Source organism: uncultured Oscillibacter sp., assembly GCF_910587525.1.
Taxonomy (GTDB): Bacteria; Bacillota; Clostridia; order Oscillospirales; family Oscillospiraceae; genus Oscillibacter.
This window is the reverse complement of record NZ_CAJULS010000040.1, coordinates 1-17,190: the sequence shown is the minus strand read 5'-3', so window position 1 is coordinate 17,190 and position 17,190 is coordinate 1. Positions and strand designations below refer to the sequence as shown.

Below are 17,190 nucleotides of genomic sequence, written 5' to 3'. Positions count from 1 at the left end.
GGAAAGCGCAACCATAAAAAGAGCGCCCGCAGGCGCTCTTTTTTGAGGGGACTTATTTGATAGGAATGGCGACAGGTGTATCATAATTTGTAACCCGATTGCAGGTAGGCTCCAGGTAAACTACACTGCCAGAAAAGCCGTACATGGAAAAATCTTCCACAGAAATCCCCTCTTCTTCTATCCGCTCCCCCGTCTCCGGGTCCTGATAGCTGCTGATGCGGGAGCCGCTCTGCCAGATGTCATAATGGTTTCCATCCTCATCCCAGAAGCCATGGCAGCTCATCAAATTGCTGGGGCCGCCAATCTCCTTTTCAGATTCCAGGAACTCCACTGACCAACCATTCCCCTGCCGCTCTGCCTTGTGAAACCGGACGCCCTGGGGCAGATTCTCCGCGATGCCCTCCATCAGGTCCAGCCGCACTCTGGAGGCGTCCTTGTCCTTCCATCGGGCCCGGGTGATATAGAGCGTCAGATGTTGTCCATGGCTGAAAAACGTGCTGTCCAGCCAGAATACGGCCATTCCCTCTCCTTCAGGATCGCCCGCGGCCGTCAGACCGCCGGGACGTTCAAACCGCTCTCCATGCTCATTTTCCAGATATAACGCCAAGCCTTCCAGCCAGGCGGTATTCTCCGCGTCGGCTTTCAGGTTGACCCGGAGGTGGGTGGGATACAGTTCCACCTCCGTCAGGGTGAACCGCTGGCCGTCCAGAGTAAAGGCGGTATCCACAGGAATGATCTCCCCTTGGGCAGTGTAATAGGGGTCGAACTCCAGATGAAAGGGAATTTCTATAAGATAATCCGGCTCCTGAAATTCGGGCATCTCTGTGGACGAAGGGTCCGGCTCCGCCGCTCTCCAGGCCGCCTCGTCGTAAAAACCAAAGCACACGTCAAGAGACGCCGGGACGTCACTCTCCACAAATTCCAGCTTGATCTGCTGGAGCTCGCCGCTGGCCAGCTGTGCGCTGCCGGAAGAAGCCGCCCAGCTGTGGAGCTCATCAAGGCCGTAGTCGTAATTCACATACAGGCGCTGTTCCTCCGGAAACTGAGCCGTGTAGAAGATATTCACCTGCTTGCGGTCCACAATGACGTATTCCACAGTGACAGTAACGCCGCCCTCAGTCTTTGTCTCCCCGATGGGCTGTACATACTCGTTCTCTACGGCAGCAGAGAGAGAGGGTGAGAAGGCTACGGCCTTCGCCAGCTCCCGCAGCCAGGGAACCCGCCCGCAGGCGTTGGCAAAAGGAATAGACAGATTCACCAGCAGCACAAAGGCTGTAAAGCAGGCCGCCATCCCAACAACCGGGGCCAGAAAAAGACGCCGCTTTTTTTGTAAAGTATTTTTCCTTGTTAATGCTCTTTCCACCGTATTTTCCAATGCATTTGGCGCTGTTTCCAGCTCTGCCAGCAGGGTCTGATACTCCCTGTTTCGATTCATACACACTCCTCCTCTCCCAACTCCAGTCGCAGCAGCGCCAGGGCCTTCCTCTGGCGGGTCGCCGCGGTCCCCTGGGGAATATCCAGGGCAGCGGCGGTCTCCGCCTGGGTGTACCCTGCGAAAAACCGCAGGACCACCACCCGCCGCAGATCCTCCGGCAATCGCCGCACAGCCTCCCGCAGCGGCAGGGCATCGTACTCGTCTGGTCCGGCGGCTTCCGGCAGGGCTTCCTCCCCCGCCAGACGCTTCCGGCGGCGCAGCTCCCGGTGACATTCGTTAATCAGAATCCGGGTAATCCAAGTCTCAAAAAATTCCGGCTGCCGCAGCTTTTTCAGCCCCCGCAGAGCCTGGTATACCGCCTCGTCCACGGCCTCTAGGGCATCGGCCTCACTGCCCAGGTACAGGTACGCAGCACGGTACAGCCGAATCTTCAATGCCTCTACCTTGCCGGCAAATTCCTCCCGATCCAAAATGCCACCTCCTCTCTCTTTATCTATTAGAGTTTACAGAGTACCATTTTGTTTTGCAAAAGAAAAATTTTTTCTAAAACAGCAAAACAGCACGGCTCCGCCGTGCTGTAAAATTGCCTTTTAAGCCCTTGGATGCGCCTTTTGATACACATCCTTCAGCTGCCGCTTGATCACATGGGTGTAAATCTGGGTGGAGGAGATGTCCGCATGGCCCAGCATCTCCTGGATGGAGCGCAGGTCTGCCCCGTTCTCCAACAGATGCACCGCGAAAGAGTGCCGCAGGGTGTGGGGTGTGATGTCCTTCTCGATTCCCGCTTTCTCCTGGTAGTATTTGATGATCTTCCAAAAGCCCTGGCGGCTCATGCGCTCGCCGTTCATGTTGACAAACAGCGCCTCCTCCCCGCTGTCCGCAATCAACTGGGGACGAATACTCTTCACATAGTCCTGGAGAGCCTTGACAGCACCGTGGTACAGGGGGATAATCCGCTCTTTCTTGCCCCGGCAGCGGACGAAGCCGGCATAAAGGTTCAGATCGTCCAGGTTCAAAGAGATCAGCTCGCTGACCCGAATACCGGTTGCATACAGCAACTCCAGCATGGCGTGATCCCGAAACCCCTTAGCGTCTATGCACTGGGGCTGGTCCAAAAACAGCTCTACCTCCCGGGAAGTAAGGATCTCCGGATACTTCCGCTCCGTCCGGGCAGCAGCCAGCCCCTTGGCTGGATTGGAGGCCACAGAGCCCTCCGCCAGAAGAAAATTATAGAAGGACTTGATGGATGCCAGAAAGCGGGTCACAGAGGAGGCGGACTTTCCATGCCCCTGCATCCAGTCCATATAGTTTTGTATCATCTCGCTCTTTGCCTGCCGCAGATTGCAATCCTGGTAATTGCACAAATAGTCGGCAAACTGGCTCACATCCCGGAGATAGGAGGTGACGGTGTTCCGGGAGGCCCGCTTCTCCTCAGTTAAATATGTACCAAATCGTGTCACATCGTCCATGCCTGGAGAAACACCTCCCTCTCTTTTTTCTTTTTCAGGAAACGCCCAGAATACGCTCCAGAATCAACCGGAGCAGCCAGGGCGAGAGAAACAGATCCACACACATACCCGCTGAAAGCACAGCTATTACACAGCCAAAGCGGGCCCAGCAGTTCCGCCCATAGACCACCGGCGCAGCCCGCCTTCCCTGTCCAAAGGATAGGGCGGCCAGTGCCGCACTGGTTCCCCAGGCGGGAACCGCCAACAGAAGGTAACAGGGCAGTGTTACTGCGCACCGCAGGCCAAAGACCGCCAAGGCCAGCAAAACACCGTCGGCCCCAAAGGCGGCAGTAAAACAGCAGACAGAAAAAGACAGAAAAAAACCATAGGCCACTGTGAAGCAGGGCAGCAGCAACACTCCCAGCGAGGTAAACCCAAGCAGAAAGGCCAACAGCGGATAACGGAAGTAGATCACAGCGGCGGAAAGCACCGTAGCAGCGGTACGCTCCGTATCACCATCCAAACGGAGATATTCCGTCAGATAGCGGCCCAGTTCATCCCCCGTGGTGTCCGGCACCCGGCCTGAGAGAACCTGTCCTAAAAGTACGCCGCCTAAAAAGAGCAGGGCCAGGAACACCAAGCGGGGCAGCGGGGCGGACTGCCCGTCTTTCCCTTGTTTTTTCCAAATCAAACCGCCTCACCTCACTCTATTCTATGAGCGAAGCGGGCGGTTTATGAGATGGTTGACGTAAACCGGCTACAATTAAATAATAGTGCAAACTTCCAAAATTATCAAGGAATTTTAATGAAAAAACTCTTTTTTGTAATTTATGAACAAATATTATGTAAACAAAATTATGTAAACCGAAGAAAGCGGGCGGTCAGGGCAGATATGCTTTTTCCAAAAGGCCGACATCTGGTATCCATGCATCAGACACCGCCCCCACATCTGCCCTGCTCCTCCCGGTTTCCTGTTGTCAAGTCAAAAGTCCCTCACAGGTTGAAACTCATATATTTTTGTGAAATTTCACAGCGCTGCTATTTTCCGCCGCTTCTTCTTTCTGTGCCCACTGCCCGATAAGCCGGCCAGCAGACCGCCTGCCAGAGCACACAGTATCAGAATACCGCCCTGCCCCAGCCAGGTAATCCCCTCTCCCCAGCAGAGAATCCCCATCGCTGCCAGAATCCCAGCAAACAGTACGGCGCACATCATGGCGCTGGGCAGCGGTCCCCACACGGGCCGCCGGGCGCAGAGGAAACCTCCTGCCAGAGCGGACAGCAGGCAGAGCGCCGCTACCGCCGGGAACATCCCCTCCTCCCTCAGCGCACCTTTGACGACCAGCAGCGTTACCAGCAGCTGCCCCAAGAGATATATTCCAAAAGACAGAAGCAGCCCTTTTAGAAATATCAGTGTATGTGGCGATTGCTTTTTTCCTTTGCTCATAAAAAATCCTCCCTCGCAGTCGTTCCTATCAGAACATATTGCGAGGGAGGTGGTTTTTATGATTATCAGGAATTATTTTTCCTCGTTCTCGGGAGCGGGGATCTCGTCCACAGGCTCAGCGGCCTCTTCCTTCTTCTCCTTTTTCCCCTTCTTGCCGGCCTCGGGCTGCTCGCCGGTCTGGACACCAACGGTGGAAACGGCCCAGCGGGTCAGCTCCATGCGGACCCGGTCCTCGCTGGTCTCAATGATGATGGTATTCTGATCGGTGGAGACAATCTTACCCACGATCCCGCCGATGGTAGTAACGGTATCGCCCTTTTTCAGGCTGTCCCGCATCTCCTGCGCCTGCTTTTTCCGCTTGTTCTCCGGACGGATCAGGATGAAGTAGAAGATCGCCAGCATCGCGACCATCATAATAATAGGTTCCATGTTGATAAAACTCCTTTTCCTTCGTAAATTCAGAATGACACCATTATACCAGAATTACCCGGTTTTGCAAGAACTTTCTTTCCATTATAAAACGCCCCTCCTTTGTATTTTCCAAACGGGATTGCCAAAGAAGCGGTTTAGTGATAGAATTTCTACGGCACCCGCGCTGCAAACTGACTGAAGAGAGGTGGACACACCTGTGAAACACTGCATTGCGGTCTCTGGAATCGTCTTGAAAAAGTAATCAGAAAAGGAGTTTGATTATGGCGATTCCAGACCACACCAGAGTATACCCCAGAACTGGGGATCCACAGACGGTGTATTTGAAAAATGTGGTGGATGACCCGGCAATTCAGATCGGAGCATTTACCATTTACAACGATTTCGTCCGTGATCCCAGGGATTTTCAGAAAAACAATGTTCTTTACCACTACCCTATCAACCGTGACTACCTGCATATTGGGAAATTCTGTTCCATTGCCTGCGGGGTCCGGTTCCTCTTCAACAGCGCCAACCACACCCTGCACTCCCTCTCCAACTATACCTTCCCCATTTTCTACGAGGCCTGGGGCCATGACATGAGCCCCGCAGAGGCTTGGGACAACAAGGGGGACATCGTCATCGGGAACGACGTTTGGATCGGCTATGAGGCGGTGATCCTGGCGGGCGTCAACATAGGCGACGGCGCGGTGATCGGCGCCCGGGCTGTAGTGACAAAGGACATCCCGCCCTATACCATCGTGGGCGGCCTCCCGGCACGGCCCATCCGAAGGCGGTTCCCGGATGAGACCGCGGAGGCCCTGCTGCGTTTGCGGTGGTGGGACTGGCCCCCGGAGCAGATCGCGGAGGCGATTCCCTTTATTCAGCACGGCGATCTGGAGGCTTTGAAAACGCTGGCGGGCTTTGCCTTGCCTGAATAATAGCTTTGCTATTTTTCAGATCATTTTCAGAAAAACCTCTGGTGCGCAGAGTAAGTCAAAGCCTCCGGCTAAACCGGAGGCTTGAGAAGCCCTAGAAGGGTTGATACAGACGAAGCCCCTTAAGGGGCCCCGAAAGGTTTGCCGACTGCATTTCTTTCACGGGCTACCCCTTAAGGGGTATTTTCTTACGCTTTCTTATTCTCGCAACCTATAAACGGATCCACAAATTCTTTCAGCCCCTGAAGACCTCCCTGTTCTTGGTTGTCAGCAAACCACTCTTAACTCTAACAGAGAGTCTTTTTCTTTTCTCCCCGCTATAAGCAGCTTTTATCTCCAGCCAAGCCAAAACCATCTTTATATTAGATAAAAAATCTATTATAGTGGTTATTTTACCACGACATTCTCAGCCCCAAGGACTTCTCGGGCCTCTTTCAGCAGAGCCTTGTGGAGCAGAACCCGTGTTCCGTAGACTTTGCGGGTGTCCGCCATCACCATTTTCACATGCGTTTCCCCGGGAAACATTGTAAACACCAATTTCAGGTGCTTCAGAGAGGGGTGGTCTAAGCTGGGAAATTTCAGGTAGAGGATCTCCCCCTTCTCCAGCTTGTTCGAGGGAGGCTCTGCCGTCTGCTCCAGCGGCAGGCCGCCAGTGACAGTGGCCAGAGGGTATGCGCTGTCACACATGAGTTGAGGCGCCTTCTCATCCCGGACGGACAGCTTGCCCTTCACCACCACCGCCTGGTTCTCCCGCAGATAGGCACCGCAGAGGTCCAATGTCCTGGAAAAGCACAGCAGCTCTATAGAGGCAGTGTCGTCCTCCACCGTTACATAGGCCATCAGGCTGTTGTTCTTGGTAGTCTTGGTTTTGCTGGAGGTAATGACCCCGGCCACAACGATCCGCTGGTTATCGGCAAACCTTGTGGGGCCTCCCTCCTGGGCGAAGTCCGCCAGAATGGAGCCGATGGTGGGGGCGTTTAGTATCTGTACCTGCTTGCGGTACTGGTCCATGGGGTGTCCAGAGAGATACAGTCCGGTAGTCTCTTTCTCCATGGTCATCAGCTGCTGGGCGGTAAACTCCGGGATGTCCGGCAGGCGGACCCGTTTGGGCGCTGCCCTGCCACTGGAAGCCCCCATGGAAAAAAAATCCATCTGACCTTCCACATTATCGCGCCGCTGGGCAGCGGCGGCGTCCATGATGCCCTCATAGACCTTCATCAGCTGGGACCGGTGGGCTCCGGTGCTGTCAAAGGCTCCGGAACGGATCAGATTCTCTACCGCCCGCTTGTTCATATCCGTGCCCTGCATCCGCTCGCAGAAGTCGTGGAGGGAGTCAAAGGGCCGAACCTCCCGCTCCCGCATCACCGCCTGGATAAAGCTCCGGCCAATATTCTTGATGGCCACCAGACCGAACCGGATGCCCCCCTCTTCCACAGTGAAGCGGTCAGCGGAGCGGTTGATGTCCGGCTGCAGCAAGGCGATACCGCACTCCTTGCACTCGTTGATATATCCCGCCACCTTGTCGGAGTTGTCCAGTACGGAAGTCAGCAGCGCCGCCATATACTCCCTGGCATAGTGGCACTTGAACCAGGCTGTCTGATAGGCCACTACCGCGTAGCTGACGGCGTGGGCCTTGTTGAAGGCATACTCGGCAAAATCGTAGATCTTGTCGTAAATCAGTTGGGCGGTTGCTTCCGAGATTCCGTGGGCCAGACAGCCTGTAATGTTTCTCTCCTTGTCGCCATGCAGGAAGGACTCCCGCTCCTTCTCAATGTCCTTGACCTTCTTTTTGCTCATGGCCCGGCGCACCATGTCCGCCTGGCCCAGAGAGTAACCCGCCAGCTCCTGGAAGATCTTGATGACCTGCTCCTGATAGACAATGCAGCCATAGGTATTGGCCAGGATCGGCTCCAGCAGCGGATGGTCGTAGCGGACCTTCTCCGGATTCCGGGCGCACTCCAGAAACTGTGGAATGGAATCCATGGGACCAGGCCTGTACAGCGCGATAATAGCGGTGATATCCTCAATACTCCGAGGTTTCAGTCCTACGCACACGCCGGTCATACCGGCAGACTCCATCTGGAACACACCGGAGGTCTTTCCAACGGAGAGCATTTCGTAAGTCTCTTGGTCCCCCTCCGGCACATCCTCCAGCCGGAAGCCGGGCTGCTTCGCCCGGAGAATCTTCACCGCATCGTCCAGCACCGTCAGGTTCCGCAGGCCCAGGAAGTCCATCTTGAGGAGGCCCAGCTCCTCCAGTGTGGTCATGACATACTGGCAAACTACGGACTCGTCGTTTTTCGCCAGGGGCACATATTCGTAGACAGGCCGTCGGGTGATGACCACGCCGGCGGCGTGTGTGGAGGCGTGGCGGGGCATCCCCTCCAAAGCCTTGGCGGTATCGATTAGGCGCTTTACCGTCTCGTCAGTCTCGTACATCTCCCGCAGAGACCGGGACAGCCGCAGGGCCTCATCCAGGGTGATGTGGAGGTTGTTGGGCCCGCTGGGCACCTGCTTTGCAATCTGATCCACATCGGCGTATGGCAGGTTCATCACCCGGCCCACGTCCCGGATTACCCCCCGGGCGGCCATGGTGCCGAAGGTGACGATCTGGGCCACGTGGTCGTCGCCGTATTTCCGGCGGACGTAGTCCACCACCTCGCCCCGGCGGGTGTCACCAAAGTCCATATCAATATCCGGCATACTTACCCGCTCTGGATTCAAAAAACGCTCGAAGTATAAATCGTATTTCACCGGGTCAATGTCGGTAATGTAGAGGCAGTAACTGACCATAGAGCCCGCCGCGCTGCCCCGCCCCGGTCCTACGGGAATTCCCGCCTCCCTGGCAAAGCGCACAAAGTCGGAGACGATGAGGAAGTAATCCGTGAAGCCCATCTTCTCGATCATGTTCTGCTCGTATTCCAGCTGTTCCCGGTGGCTGCCGTCCTCACCGTACCGGACCTGGTAGCCCTCATCACAGAGTTTTTTCAGATAAGAGAAGCTGTCGTACCCCGGGGGCAGCTGGAACTCCGGCAAGTGGTACTTGCCGAAAGTAAACTCCAGATTGCACATCTCCGCAATTTTCGCCGTGTTCTCCAGGGCGCCCTCGTACTCCCCGAAGAGCTCCGCCATCTCCGCCTCGTCCCGGAGGTAGAAGTTCTGGGGCTCATAGCGCATCCGGTTCTCGTCGTCCAGCGTCTTGCCGGTCTGAATGCACAGCAGTACGTCGTGGGCCTCGGCGTCCTCCCTGCGGAGGTAGTGGGCGTCGTTGGTGCAGACCAGAGGCAATCCCGTCTCCTGGTGCATCCGCAGAAGGCCCTGGTTCACCACGGTCTGGTCCCGGATACCGTGGTCCTGAAGTTCCAGATAAAAATGCTCCGGACCGAAAATCTCGCTGAGTTCCAGGGCGTAGTTCCTGGCGTTCTCGTACTCCCCGTTCCGCAGCCGGCGGGGGATCTCCCCGGCCAGACACGCAGACAGGGCGACAAGGCCGCCGCTATGACGCCGTAAAAGCTCCATGTCCACCCGGGGACGGTTGTAAAAGCCCTCCGTCCAGGCCATGGAGACCATATAGGAGAGATTTCGGTATCCCTCCTCGTTTTCACACAGCAGCACCAGATGCCGGCTCTCCGCGTCAAACTCGTGAATCTTATCAAACCGGGTACGGCCCTGGGGTGTGACATAGACCTCACAGCCGATGACCGGCTTGATCCCCTCTGCCTTACAGGCCCGGTAAAAGTCGATAACACCGTACATGACACCGTGGTCTGTGATGGCGCAGGCGGTCTGGCCCATGGACTTCACGGTCTTCGGCAGGTCCCGGATACGGCAGGCGCCGTCGAGGAGGCTGTATTCCGTATGGACGTGCAGGTGGACAAAGGACATGTGTTATACCTCCTCAAAATACGTCTGCAAAAATTCTAATATCTTGCGGGAGCCTGGGTTTTTTAAGGGGCGGCGCCGCATTTGGAGGACAGCGCAGACTGCCGCAAAAAAGAGCAGCGGCAGTGCGACCCAAGTCGGATATTCCCACCACAGACAGCAGAAAAACACAAAAAAAGTAACCAAAAACGGCAGAAACGCGACTGGCTGACTGCAAAATGCTCCCCGCAGGATACTCCCACCCCGGCCATCCGGTTCCACAGCTCCGCAAAAGGGAATTGCAAACTGCCAGGTCTTGAACCAGCCCGCAAAAATCCTCAGAGATCCGGCCTCTCTCTGCCCCTCTTCAATCTCCGTCTGAGAGAGCTTCAAACGAGTTCCCCGCCACTCGGCCGACCACTTGACCCGCACCCCCGCCTGCACCATCCCTTGCTGGGAGATCCAGGTCTCTATGGCAGCGGGCAGTTCCTCCGGCGGCAGGGCGCAACGAAAGACAAAACGTCTCTTGCCCGTAAGCCGCTCCTCTCTGGGAAGTCCCGTCCACTCCGCCCGCTGAGTCTCCTCATCCGGGAGCAGAATGCCCGCTGGCTTCCGGAGAAGCAGATATTTTTGAATCCATTGAAGCAGTTCTTTTTCCCGTTTCAGAAAGAAAATCCTCGCTAAACCAAAAAACAGAAAATAGAGCACAGCGGCAGCGATGCATCCCACCCAGAGGCCGGTCATCAGCGCACGCAAAGGTGGGACGCCGCGCACAATCTCCGTCAGAAAAACCTCCAGACAAAAACCGGCGCCGCCGATCAGCAGTCCCCGCCACTCCCGCTCTGCGGGCAGGAAGGAACCGGTAATAACGCATCCCGGAAGCTGTCCTTCCTCCGTCCACAGCCGCAGAGGCACGGGTGTTCCGCCGCGGCCGTCCGAATTTCGCAGCCAGAGATAACAGCCCCAATCTGTCAGCTCACCGCGGACCTCGTGCCGTTTTGCCCCGCAGACCGCAAAGCTCTGGAGCAGAATATTCAGCCGGTACCAGACCTCGTCACAGCTCAGCTCACTTTGAAAACGATGCCGGCACATACCCACTCTCCATTCAATTTCTGTAATCCATTTTCCCTTTACAGCCCTTCCGCCAGCTGTATCAGCTTCCGCAGACGGTGGTTCAGACAGGACTTGGTCACCGGCGGGTCCAGAATCAGAGCCAACTCGGACAGGGGCAGCTCCGGATTCTCCAGCCGCATCTCCGCCGTCTGGCGCAGCTTGTCCGGCAACTGGTCCAATCTGCCCGCCGTCTGGAGCTTCCGAATGGTCTCTGTCTGCTTCTGAGCGGCCTCCACTGCCTTGTCCAGGTTGGCTGTATCGCAGTTCAGGCGCCGGTTCACACTGTTGCGCAGGTCCTTCTCCATCTTGGCGGACATCACCTGCATGGAGGCCACCGGCGCACCAATGAAGGTCAGAAAATCCTCGATCTGGTCACTCTGTTTGAAGTAGGTCACAAAGCTGCTGTTGCGGGCGATGCTCTTGGGGGGATACCCGCACTCCCGCAGCAGCACCTCCAGCTCCCGGCTGGCCTGGAAATGGGAGGTGGTCAGTTCCAGGTGGTAGCGCTTCAAGGGGTCAATGGCGCTGCCGCCCGCGAAAAAGCACCCCCGTAGAAAGGCTCCCCGGCAGCAGCTGTCCTCCAGCAGGCCGAAGTTGATGTGGAGCACCAGGTTCTGCAGCGGGTCGTAGCCCAGCAGGTTGATGATCCGGTCCAGCTTTTTCCGCTCAGTGATCTGGAAGACCATCTTTCCCTGCCCCTCCTCAATCCGCTCCGGCCGCCGGTCAAACTGAAGGCTGAACGCCCGCTGGAAGAGCCTGGGGAGCCGCCCTGCAAAATTTGGGTTCTCCGTTATAATCCGGACCTCTGTGGAGTTGAAGGTATTGCAGTACAGCAGGATCCCATAGGCCTCCGCCCTGGCGCAACACAGCTTCTGAACAGAAAGTTTACATAATTCATTTTTTGTGTCATAGGAAAAGGACATCCCGTGCATCTCCCTATTTAAGAATGGGGCAGCTTATGAGGCCCGCCATCCCACTTCTTTCGCAATCCGCTTGACGTGGGCAATGAACACATCATCAGCTTTGTCCTCTGGTATATCCCGATCCGCCGTTGACGCCCAGCGATAAATCAGTTCAATACTGCCGTACCCTCTTCCAAACAATTTGGCATACCGCAGGCAGTTCTCCACAGTGGGAGCGCTCTGCAAAACAATCCGCAGTTCCCTGTCGCTCCACGGCTTTCTGTAATTCGGCCTCTCACGCTCCTTGTCATGGTTCTTCTGGTACTCCGAAAAGCACTTTTCTATAAGTTCCATCCGCTCGTCAAAAGATGTACCGTCAACCGGCTGATCGAACATTGAGTAAAGAGACTGCTGAAATTCACTTTTTTTCATCTTCATATCCCCTCTCAGTGATTCCCGCGCGCTCCATCCGGTAGCCGCCGTCCCGGCGGCCAAAGCGGTCCCCGGCAATCCGGACACTGCGCTCGGCGTGGAGCAGGATCAGCTCCCGGGCCAGATGGACCGGATGGTGGCGGACATAGCCCTCCTCCACTGTGGCGATGGGGCGGCTGACAACCTCCACACCCAGGGCGGCACAGGCGTCAACATCTCCCCGCAGGGGCTCCGCGCCCTCCTCCGCATACCGGGCAGCCACACTCTTAGGGACGGGAGAGGAATTACATAGGCACAGGTCCACCAGCCCCGGGGCCGAGTGGTGAAAAATCGCCGCAATGTGGTCGGAGACCGTATATCCCTCCGTCTCCCCCTCCTGGGTCATAACATTGGCTACATAGACTTTCAAAGCCGTGGATTCCTGAACGGCTCCCACAATGCCATCCACCAGGAGATTTGGGATGATACTGGTGTAGAGGCTCCCCGGCCCCAGTACAATCATATCCGCCTGGCGCAGGGCGGTCAGCGCCTGCGGCAGAGCATTCGGGTGCTCCGGGATCAGCCGCACCTGCTTAATACGGCAGTTCTCCTGTTTCTTACAGTAAAAAATCTTGGACTCTCCCACCACGCTGGCGCCGTTTTCAAGCTCCGCCTCCAGCTGCACGTCCGCTGTGGTCACCGGCAGAACCCGCCCAGTGATAGCCAGGACCTCGCTCATACGGCTTACCGCCGCGTCAAAGGAGGGCGAGATACCGTTCAGCGCCGCCAGGAAGAGGTTGCCGAAGCTCTGTCCCGCCAGAGAACCCTCGGAAAACCGGTACTGCATCAGCTGGCTCATCAGCGGCTCCGTATTGGCCAGGGCCTCCATGCAGTTGCGAATGTCGCCGGGAGGCGGCATCCCCAGGTCCTGGCGCAGCATACCGGAGCCGCCACCGTCATCCGCCACCGTAACGATAGCGGAGATATTCTCCGTATATTGCTTCAGGCCCCGCAGCATGGTAGAAAGGCCATGTCCGCCGCCGATGACGGCGACCCGCGGCCCATATGCCCTGGGGACCCGGTAAGATACCCGCTGTTCCATGGTCTCTCCTTTTATTTCAAATTCGCCTTCTCTTTCTGAACGCCCTGACAGCGGTGCCAGACCCATACTTGCAGGATCATCGCCGAGATGGAGGTCAAGAGCCCGCCTGTAAAAACAACCAATTTCCCATATAGATGGCTGGGGGCGCAAATCAGCTGGATACTTGCGGTAATCAGCAGGACCAGCCCCAAAAGGGCGAAACCCAAAAGCGTTTTATTCCAATGCTGCATAAGTCTTAGACCTCCGCACTCAGGTAATGTTTTCTATCCGCCCCGGCCCATATCCCGGTGATTCTCCGTCACTTGGTATCCCAGCTGCCGGATAAACTCCGCCAGGGCATGGGTTACCGCCACAGAGCGGTGGTGGCCGCCGGTGCAGCCTACGGCAATTACCAGCGCCGTTTTGCCCTCCTCAGCGTACAGAGGCAGGGTGAAAGCCATTAGGTCCTCCAGCCGCTTGAGATACTCCTGGGTCTGCTGGAAACCAAACACATAATCCGCCACTTCGCCATCCAACCCGGTCTTTGGCCGCAGTTCCTCAATATAGAAGGGATTGGGCATAAACCGTACATCCAGCACCAAATCCGCCTCTATGGGCAGACCGTATTTGAACCCGAAGGATGTGACGCTGACCGCCATGCCCTCCCTTTCCTCCGCGTTCCCGAAGAGGCGCAGCAGCTCTCTCCGCAGCTTGGCTGTGGAGAGCTGGGAGGTGTCGATCACAAAATCCGCCCGCTGCCGCACCGGCTCCATAACCTCCCGTTCCCGGTGAACGGCCTCCTCCAGCGAGCCGGCCTGGCCGCTGAGGGGATGACGGCGGCGGGTCTCCTTATATCGCTTGATAATCGTCTCCGGCGAAGCGTCTAAAAACAGCATCCGGCAGCTGGACTCCATAGCTTTCAGCTGGTCCAGCACGCCGAAGAGCTCCACAATGGAACTGCCGGTCCGCACGTCGTACACCAGAGCCACCCGGTCATAGCGGCTGCTGGCTCCGGCGCAGAACTCCGCGAATTTCAGGATCATGGCGGCGGGCATGTTGTCGATGATATAAAAGCCCATATCCTCCAGATAAGAGGCCGCCTTGCTCTTACCGCCTCCGGAGAGGCCAGAGATAATCAAAACGTCCATACATGCTCCCTCCCAGTCTCCCACAGCTCAGCCCGCATCCCCATCCAAAACGCGGACCTCAGGTTCCAAAAGGATGCCGGTCTCTGCCAGCACCCGCTGCTGTACCTGGCGAATCAGCTCCAGCACATCTGCACAGGAGGCCCCGCCCCGGTTGATGATAAATCCCGCATGTTTCTCGCTGACCTGGGCGCCGCCCACGGTCAGACCCTTCAGTCCGCACTGCTGAATCAGCGCCCCGGCGTAGTGGCCCTCAGGCCGCTTAAAGGTACTTCCCGCGCTGGGCAACTCCAGCGGCTGGCTGGCCTTTCGCTTTGCCATCAGCTCCCGCATCCGCTCCTGGATCACCGCGGGATCTCCCGGGCAGAGGCGGAAAACCGCGTGCAGAGCCACCGCCTCCGGCTGGTCTGCCAGCAGGCTGTGACGGTAGGAAAACGCCATCTCCGCGCCCGGGATAAACCGGATCCCCTCCCCCGGGAACAAAACCGACACGCCCTGGAGGACCTGGCTCACCTCTCCGCCGTAAGCCCCGGCGTTCATATATACCGCGCCGCCCACTGCGCCGGGGATCCCGTGGGCAAATTCTAACCCGGACAGACCCTGTTTACAGGCAAAATCCGCCGCCCGGACCAGAGGGACGCCGGCTTCCGCCATGATGGTTCCAGGGGCTGTTCCTGCCTCCACCTGGCGCAGACCCGCCGTGGAGATCACCAGCCGGTCAAGGCCCTTGTCAGAAACCAACAGATTTGTGCCTTTGCCCAGGACAAAGGGCCGTCCGCCATTCTCCCGGGCAAAGGTCAGCAGCAATACCAACTGTTCCCCGCTCTCCGGAAAGGCCATCCGTCGGGCAGGACCGCCGATGCGGAAGGAGGTGTGCTTTGCCATAGACTCCTCCGCCGTGATCTTCACATCCGGCAGATAGTCCGCCGCCCACTTGTCAAACTCTGTCACCCAGTTCATCCACGGGCCTCCCAAATCTTAAAATAATTACATAACTCGCCCCAGAAACGCCGCGCCGATAATGCCGGCATCGTTCCCCAGCTCCGCCCGGAGGATTTTGGTGACCCGGCCGCCGTGGCTGGAGAAGCTCTCCTGGGCCACAATCTCCCGCAGGGGCTCCAACAGCAAGTGCTCCGGCGCCGCCGCCACACCGCCGCCAAGGGCCACGACCTCCGGACGGACTACGTTAATGAGACTGACGGCGCCGTCCGCCAAATCCTCCACATACTCCCGGCACACCTCCAGCGCAGCCTCATCTCCCTGCTCCGCAGCCAGGAAGGCCGTCCGGCCCTCCACGCCGCCCTGCTGGGCGGCGACATCGTGGAGCAGACTGTCAGGCCGGCAGTCCATCACCTCTTTTGTCAGGCGGATCAGTCCTGTGGCGGAGGCGTACCGCTCCCAGCAGCCATAGCGGCCGCAGTTGCACAGTTCTCCGCCACGGCGCATCACAATATGCCCCGCCTCGCTGGAGACAATGCCGCCCCGGAGCTTTCCACCCAGAATCAGTCCCACACCGATACCAGTACCCAATGTCACGACGGCAAAGTCCTCCGTCCCCTTGCCCGCGCCGCAGAAGAACTCCGCCACAGCGGCGCAGTCGGCATCGTTGCCCAGCAGCAGCGGCAGGTCCAGATACTGCCGGAACAGCCGCTCCAGCGGAACGTTCTCCATAGGGATATTAGTGGTGAACAGCACATCACCGCCGGACACCGCCCCAGGCAGGCCGATGCCCACATACTCGGCGGAAGCTCCACCCGCCAGAACTGCCTGGGAGAGCTCCGCCAGCGTCCTGGCAAAGACCTCCGGCCCCTGAAAGTTCAAGGGTACCCGCTTGACCTGCAGAATATTCCCATCGCCGTCCACTAATCCGGCCTTCAGGTTTGTTCCACCCACGTCAATACCGATATACATATCATATCCTCCGTTTATGCCTGTGTCAGCCAATCTTTCCGCTGCCAAGATCCGCACGCTGGTCCACCCGGCGGGCCAGCTCCTCAGCGGCGTTGAAGCCCAGGCGCCGCTGACGGTTGTTCATAGCCGCTACCTCCACAATGCTGGCCAAATTCCGCCCTGGACGCACCGGAATGGTGACACAGGGCACCCGGATATCCAGAATATCCACAAAATGGTCTTCAATTCCAAGGCGGTCGTAGAACTTCGTATTGTCCCACTGCTCAAAGTTGACCACCAGGTCCAGCTGAGAGTCGTTTTTGATGGACCGAAGACCGAAGAGCTGCCGCACGTCGATAACACCGATGCCCCTCAGCTCAATGTAGTGCCGGATTACCTCCGGCGCAGTGCCTACCAGCTCACCGGAAACCTTCCGAATCTCCACCGCGTCATCCGCCACCAGGCGGTGTCCCCGCATGATGAGCTCAATGGCCACTTCGCTTTTGCCGATGCCGGAGTCTCCGGTGATCATCACGCCCTCGCCGTGGATGTCCAGCAGTACACCGTGGCGAGTGACGCAGGGAGCCATCACCCGGTTCAAAAGCTCGATGGTCTGGCTGGTAAAATCCACAGTGGTCTCCTTGGTGCGCAGCAGCGTCCGCCCATGAAGCCGGGCGCTCTCCAGGCACTCTGGGAAACAGTCCAGATCCCGGGCAATCACCAGAGCCGGGATATCATAGAGGAAAAAATCGTCAAAACACTTCCGGCGCACATCCTCCTGCAGGCCTTTGAGATACATGACCTCCGCCTTACCGATCACCTGGAGGCGCATGGGGTCAAAATAGTCATAAAATCCCTGAAATTGCAAGCCGGGACGATTCACATCCGTGATCGTCAGCTGCGTGGAATCGTAATCCCGCCCCTTATGCAGAATCTCCAGACAGGACAATCTGACAAACTCCTCCAGTTTCAATCCAGCACTCATGACAAAGTCCTCCATTTCCGGCACGCAGCTGCCGCGCCTATTCTGCCCCGCCAGAGAAAACAGGGGCAGAATGAAAAAAATCTGTTTTTTTATTATATATGAATTTCCCGGTTTTCGCAATACTTTCCA

At 57.3% G+C, this 17,190-nt stretch carries 17 protein-coding genes; 1 reads left to right on the top strand and 16 read right to left on the bottom strand.

Annotation, left to right across the window (positions count from 1 at the left end; translation table 11 throughout):
* Positions 1 to 52 precede the first annotated feature (52 nt).
* The 6 genes from QZ326_RS05580 to yajC all read right to left on the bottom strand — a co-directional run bounded on the left by QZ326_RS05580 (position 53) and on the right by yajC (position 4,756).
* Positions 53 to 1,435 (bottom strand): DUF4179 domain-containing protein, encoded by a 1,383-nt coding sequence (locus QZ326_RS05580; RefSeq protein ID WP_295742358.1) that lies wholly within the window; start codon positions 1,433 to 1,435, stop codon positions 53 to 55.
* Positions 1,432 to 1,905, bottom strand: a complete 474-nt coding sequence (locus tag QZ326_RS05575) for a sigma-70 family RNA polymerase sigma factor (protein WP_295742356.1) — start codon at positions 1,903 to 1,905, stop codon at positions 1,432 to 1,434. Before QZ326_RS05575 ends, QZ326_RS05580 begins: the two co-directional genes overlap by 4 nt.
* Positions 1,906 to 2,025: 120 nt before the next feature.
* On the bottom strand, positions 2,026 to 2,904 hold the full coding sequence (xerD, locus tag QZ326_RS05570; RefSeq protein ID WP_295742353.1) for a site-specific tyrosine recombinase XerD: 879 nt from the start codon (positions 2,902 to 2,904) through the stop codon (positions 2,026 to 2,028).
* A gap of 34 nt (positions 2,905 to 2,938) precedes the next feature.
* Positions 2,939 to 3,574, bottom strand: coding sequence for a hypothetical protein (locus QZ326_RS05565; RefSeq protein ID WP_295742352.1), 636 nt, complete (start codon positions 3,572 to 3,574; stop codon positions 2,939 to 2,941).
* A 336-nt stretch (positions 3,575 to 3,910) separates the two neighbouring features.
* Positions 3,911 to 4,327: a DUF3792 family protein gene (locus QZ326_RS05560; RefSeq protein ID WP_295742349.1), complete on the bottom strand. Its 417-nt coding sequence runs from the start codon at positions 4,325 to 4,327 to the stop codon at positions 3,911 to 3,913.
* A gap of 72 nt (positions 4,328 to 4,399) precedes the next feature.
* Entirely contained in the window at positions 4,400 to 4,756 is a 357-nt protein-coding gene (yajC, locus tag QZ326_RS05555; protein WP_295742346.1) for a preprotein translocase subunit YajC, read from the bottom strand.
* A gap of 263 nt (positions 4,757 to 5,019) precedes the next feature.
* On the opposite strand from yajC, the gene QZ326_RS05550 reads away from it, so the two are divergent.
* A complete protein-coding gene (locus QZ326_RS05550; protein WP_295742343.1) occupies positions 5,020 to 5,676 on the top strand; it encodes a CatB-related O-acetyltransferase in 657 nt (218 codons plus the stop codon).
* 384 nt (positions 5,677 to 6,060) lie between these two features.
* Here the strand turns inward: QZ326_RS05550 and QZ326_RS05545 are convergent, their stop codons facing one another.
* From QZ326_RS05545 to hprK, 10 genes are read right to left on the bottom strand one after another with little or no spacing between them, the layout of a single operon-like run.
* The gene (locus QZ326_RS05545) at positions 6,061 to 9,558 is read right to left on the bottom strand and encodes a DNA polymerase III subunit alpha (RefSeq protein ID WP_295742340.1); all 3,498 of its coding nucleotides are present in this window, start codon (positions 9,556 to 9,558) and stop codon (positions 6,061 to 6,063) included.
* 3 nt (positions 9,559 to 9,561) lie between these two features.
* Positions 9,562 to 10,626 (bottom strand): hypothetical protein, encoded by a 1,065-nt coding sequence (locus QZ326_RS05540; RefSeq protein ID WP_295742336.1) that lies wholly within the window; start codon positions 10,624 to 10,626, stop codon positions 9,562 to 9,564.
* 38 nt (positions 10,627 to 10,664) lie between these two features.
* The gene (whiA, locus tag QZ326_RS05535; RefSeq protein ID WP_295742334.1) at positions 10,665 to 11,570 is read right to left on the bottom strand and encodes a DNA-binding protein WhiA; all 906 of its coding nucleotides are present in this window, start codon (positions 11,568 to 11,570) and stop codon (positions 10,665 to 10,667) included.
* A 33-nt stretch (positions 11,571 to 11,603) separates the two neighbouring features.
* The gene (locus QZ326_RS05530; RefSeq protein WP_295742332.1) at positions 11,604 to 11,987 is read right to left on the bottom strand and encodes a hypothetical protein; all 384 of its coding nucleotides are present in this window, start codon (positions 11,985 to 11,987) and stop codon (positions 11,604 to 11,606) included.
* On the bottom strand, positions 11,968 to 13,062 hold the full coding sequence (locus QZ326_RS05525; protein WP_295742330.1) for a gluconeogenesis factor YvcK family protein: 1,095 nt from the start codon (positions 13,060 to 13,062) through the stop codon (positions 11,968 to 11,970). Before QZ326_RS05525 ends, QZ326_RS05530 begins: the two co-directional genes overlap by 20 nt.
* Before the next feature lie 11 nt (positions 13,063 to 13,073).
* Positions 13,074 to 13,292: a hypothetical protein gene (locus tag QZ326_RS05520; RefSeq protein ID WP_295742327.1), complete on the bottom strand. Its 219-nt coding sequence runs from the start codon at positions 13,290 to 13,292 to the stop codon at positions 13,074 to 13,076.
* 33 nt (positions 13,293 to 13,325) lie between these two features.
* A complete protein-coding gene (gene rapZ / locus QZ326_RS05515; RefSeq protein WP_295742324.1) occupies positions 13,326 to 14,189 on the bottom strand; it encodes an RNase adapter RapZ in 864 nt (287 codons plus the stop codon).
* A 27-nt stretch (positions 14,190 to 14,216) separates the two neighbouring features.
* Positions 14,217 to 15,146, bottom strand: coding sequence for a UDP-N-acetylmuramate dehydrogenase (murB, locus tag QZ326_RS05510; protein WP_295742321.1), 930 nt, complete (start codon positions 15,144 to 15,146; stop codon positions 14,217 to 14,219).
* A 27-nt stretch (positions 15,147 to 15,173) separates the two neighbouring features.
* Positions 15,174 to 16,097 (bottom strand): ROK family protein, encoded by a 924-nt coding sequence (locus QZ326_RS05505; protein WP_295742318.1) that lies wholly within the window; start codon positions 16,095 to 16,097, stop codon positions 15,174 to 15,176.
* Positions 16,098 to 16,122: 25 nt separating this feature from the next.
* A complete protein-coding gene (gene hprK, locus QZ326_RS05500) occupies positions 16,123 to 17,061 on the bottom strand; it encodes an HPr(Ser) kinase/phosphatase (protein ID WP_295742315.1) in 939 nt (312 codons plus the stop codon).
* Positions 17,062 to 17,190 lie beyond the last annotated feature (129 nt).

What these genes read in the sequence shown, in the direction of transcription:
- rapZ (WP_295742324.1), bottom strand. Translation starts at nt 14,189, where the DNA reads ATGGACGTTTTGATTATCTCTGGCCTCTCCGGAGGCGGTAAGAGCAAG.
- QZ326_RS05505 (WP_295742318.1), bottom strand. Translation starts at nt 16,097, where the DNA reads ATGTATATCGGTATTGACGTGGGTGGAACAAACCTGAAGGCCGGATTA.
- murB (WP_295742321.1), bottom strand. Translation starts at nt 15,146, where the DNA reads ATGAACTGGGTGACAGAGTTTGACAAGTGGGCGGCGGACTATCTGCCG.
- QZ326_RS05550 (WP_295742343.1), top strand. Translation starts at nt 5,020, where the DNA reads ATGGCGATTCCAGACCACACCAGAGTATACCCCAGAACTGGGGATCCA.
- hprK (WP_295742315.1), bottom strand. Translation starts at nt 17,061, where the DNA reads ATGAGTGCTGGATTGAAACTGGAGGAGTTTGTCAGATTGTCCTGTCTG.
- yajC (WP_295742346.1), bottom strand. Translation starts at nt 4,756, where the DNA reads ATGGAACCTATTATTATGATGGTCGCGATGCTGGCGATCTTCTACTTC.
- QZ326_RS05520 (WP_295742327.1), bottom strand. Translation starts at nt 13,292, where the DNA reads ATGCAGCATTGGAATAAAACGCTTTTGGGTTTCGCCCTTTTGGGGCTG.
- QZ326_RS05525 (WP_295742330.1), bottom strand. Translation starts at nt 13,062, where the DNA reads ATGGAACAGCGGGTATCTTACCGGGTCCCCAGGGCATATGGGCCGCGG.
- xerD (WP_295742353.1), bottom strand. Translation starts at nt 2,904, where the DNA reads ATGGACGATGTGACACGATTTGGTACATATTTAACTGAGGAGAAGCGG.
- QZ326_RS05530 (WP_295742332.1), bottom strand. Translation starts at nt 11,987, where the DNA reads ATGAAGATGAAAAAAAGTGAATTTCAGCAGTCTCTTTACTCAATGTTC.
- QZ326_RS05540 (WP_295742336.1), bottom strand. Translation starts at nt 10,626, where the DNA reads ATGTGCCGGCATCGTTTTCAAAGTGAGCTGAGCTGTGACGAGGTCTGG.
- QZ326_RS05560 (WP_295742349.1), bottom strand. Translation starts at nt 4,327, where the DNA reads ATGAGCAAAGGAAAAAAGCAATCGCCACATACACTGATATTTCTAAAA.
- whiA (WP_295742334.1), bottom strand. Translation starts at nt 11,570, where the DNA reads ATGTCCTTTTCCTATGACACAAAAAATGAATTATGTAAACTTTCTGTT.
- QZ326_RS05545 (WP_295742340.1), bottom strand. Translation starts at nt 9,558, where the DNA reads ATGTCCTTTGTCCACCTGCACGTCCATACGGAATACAGCCTCCTCGAC.
- QZ326_RS05580 (WP_295742358.1), bottom strand. Translation starts at nt 1,435, where the DNA reads ATGAATCGAAACAGGGAGTATCAGACCCTGCTGGCAGAGCTGGAAACA.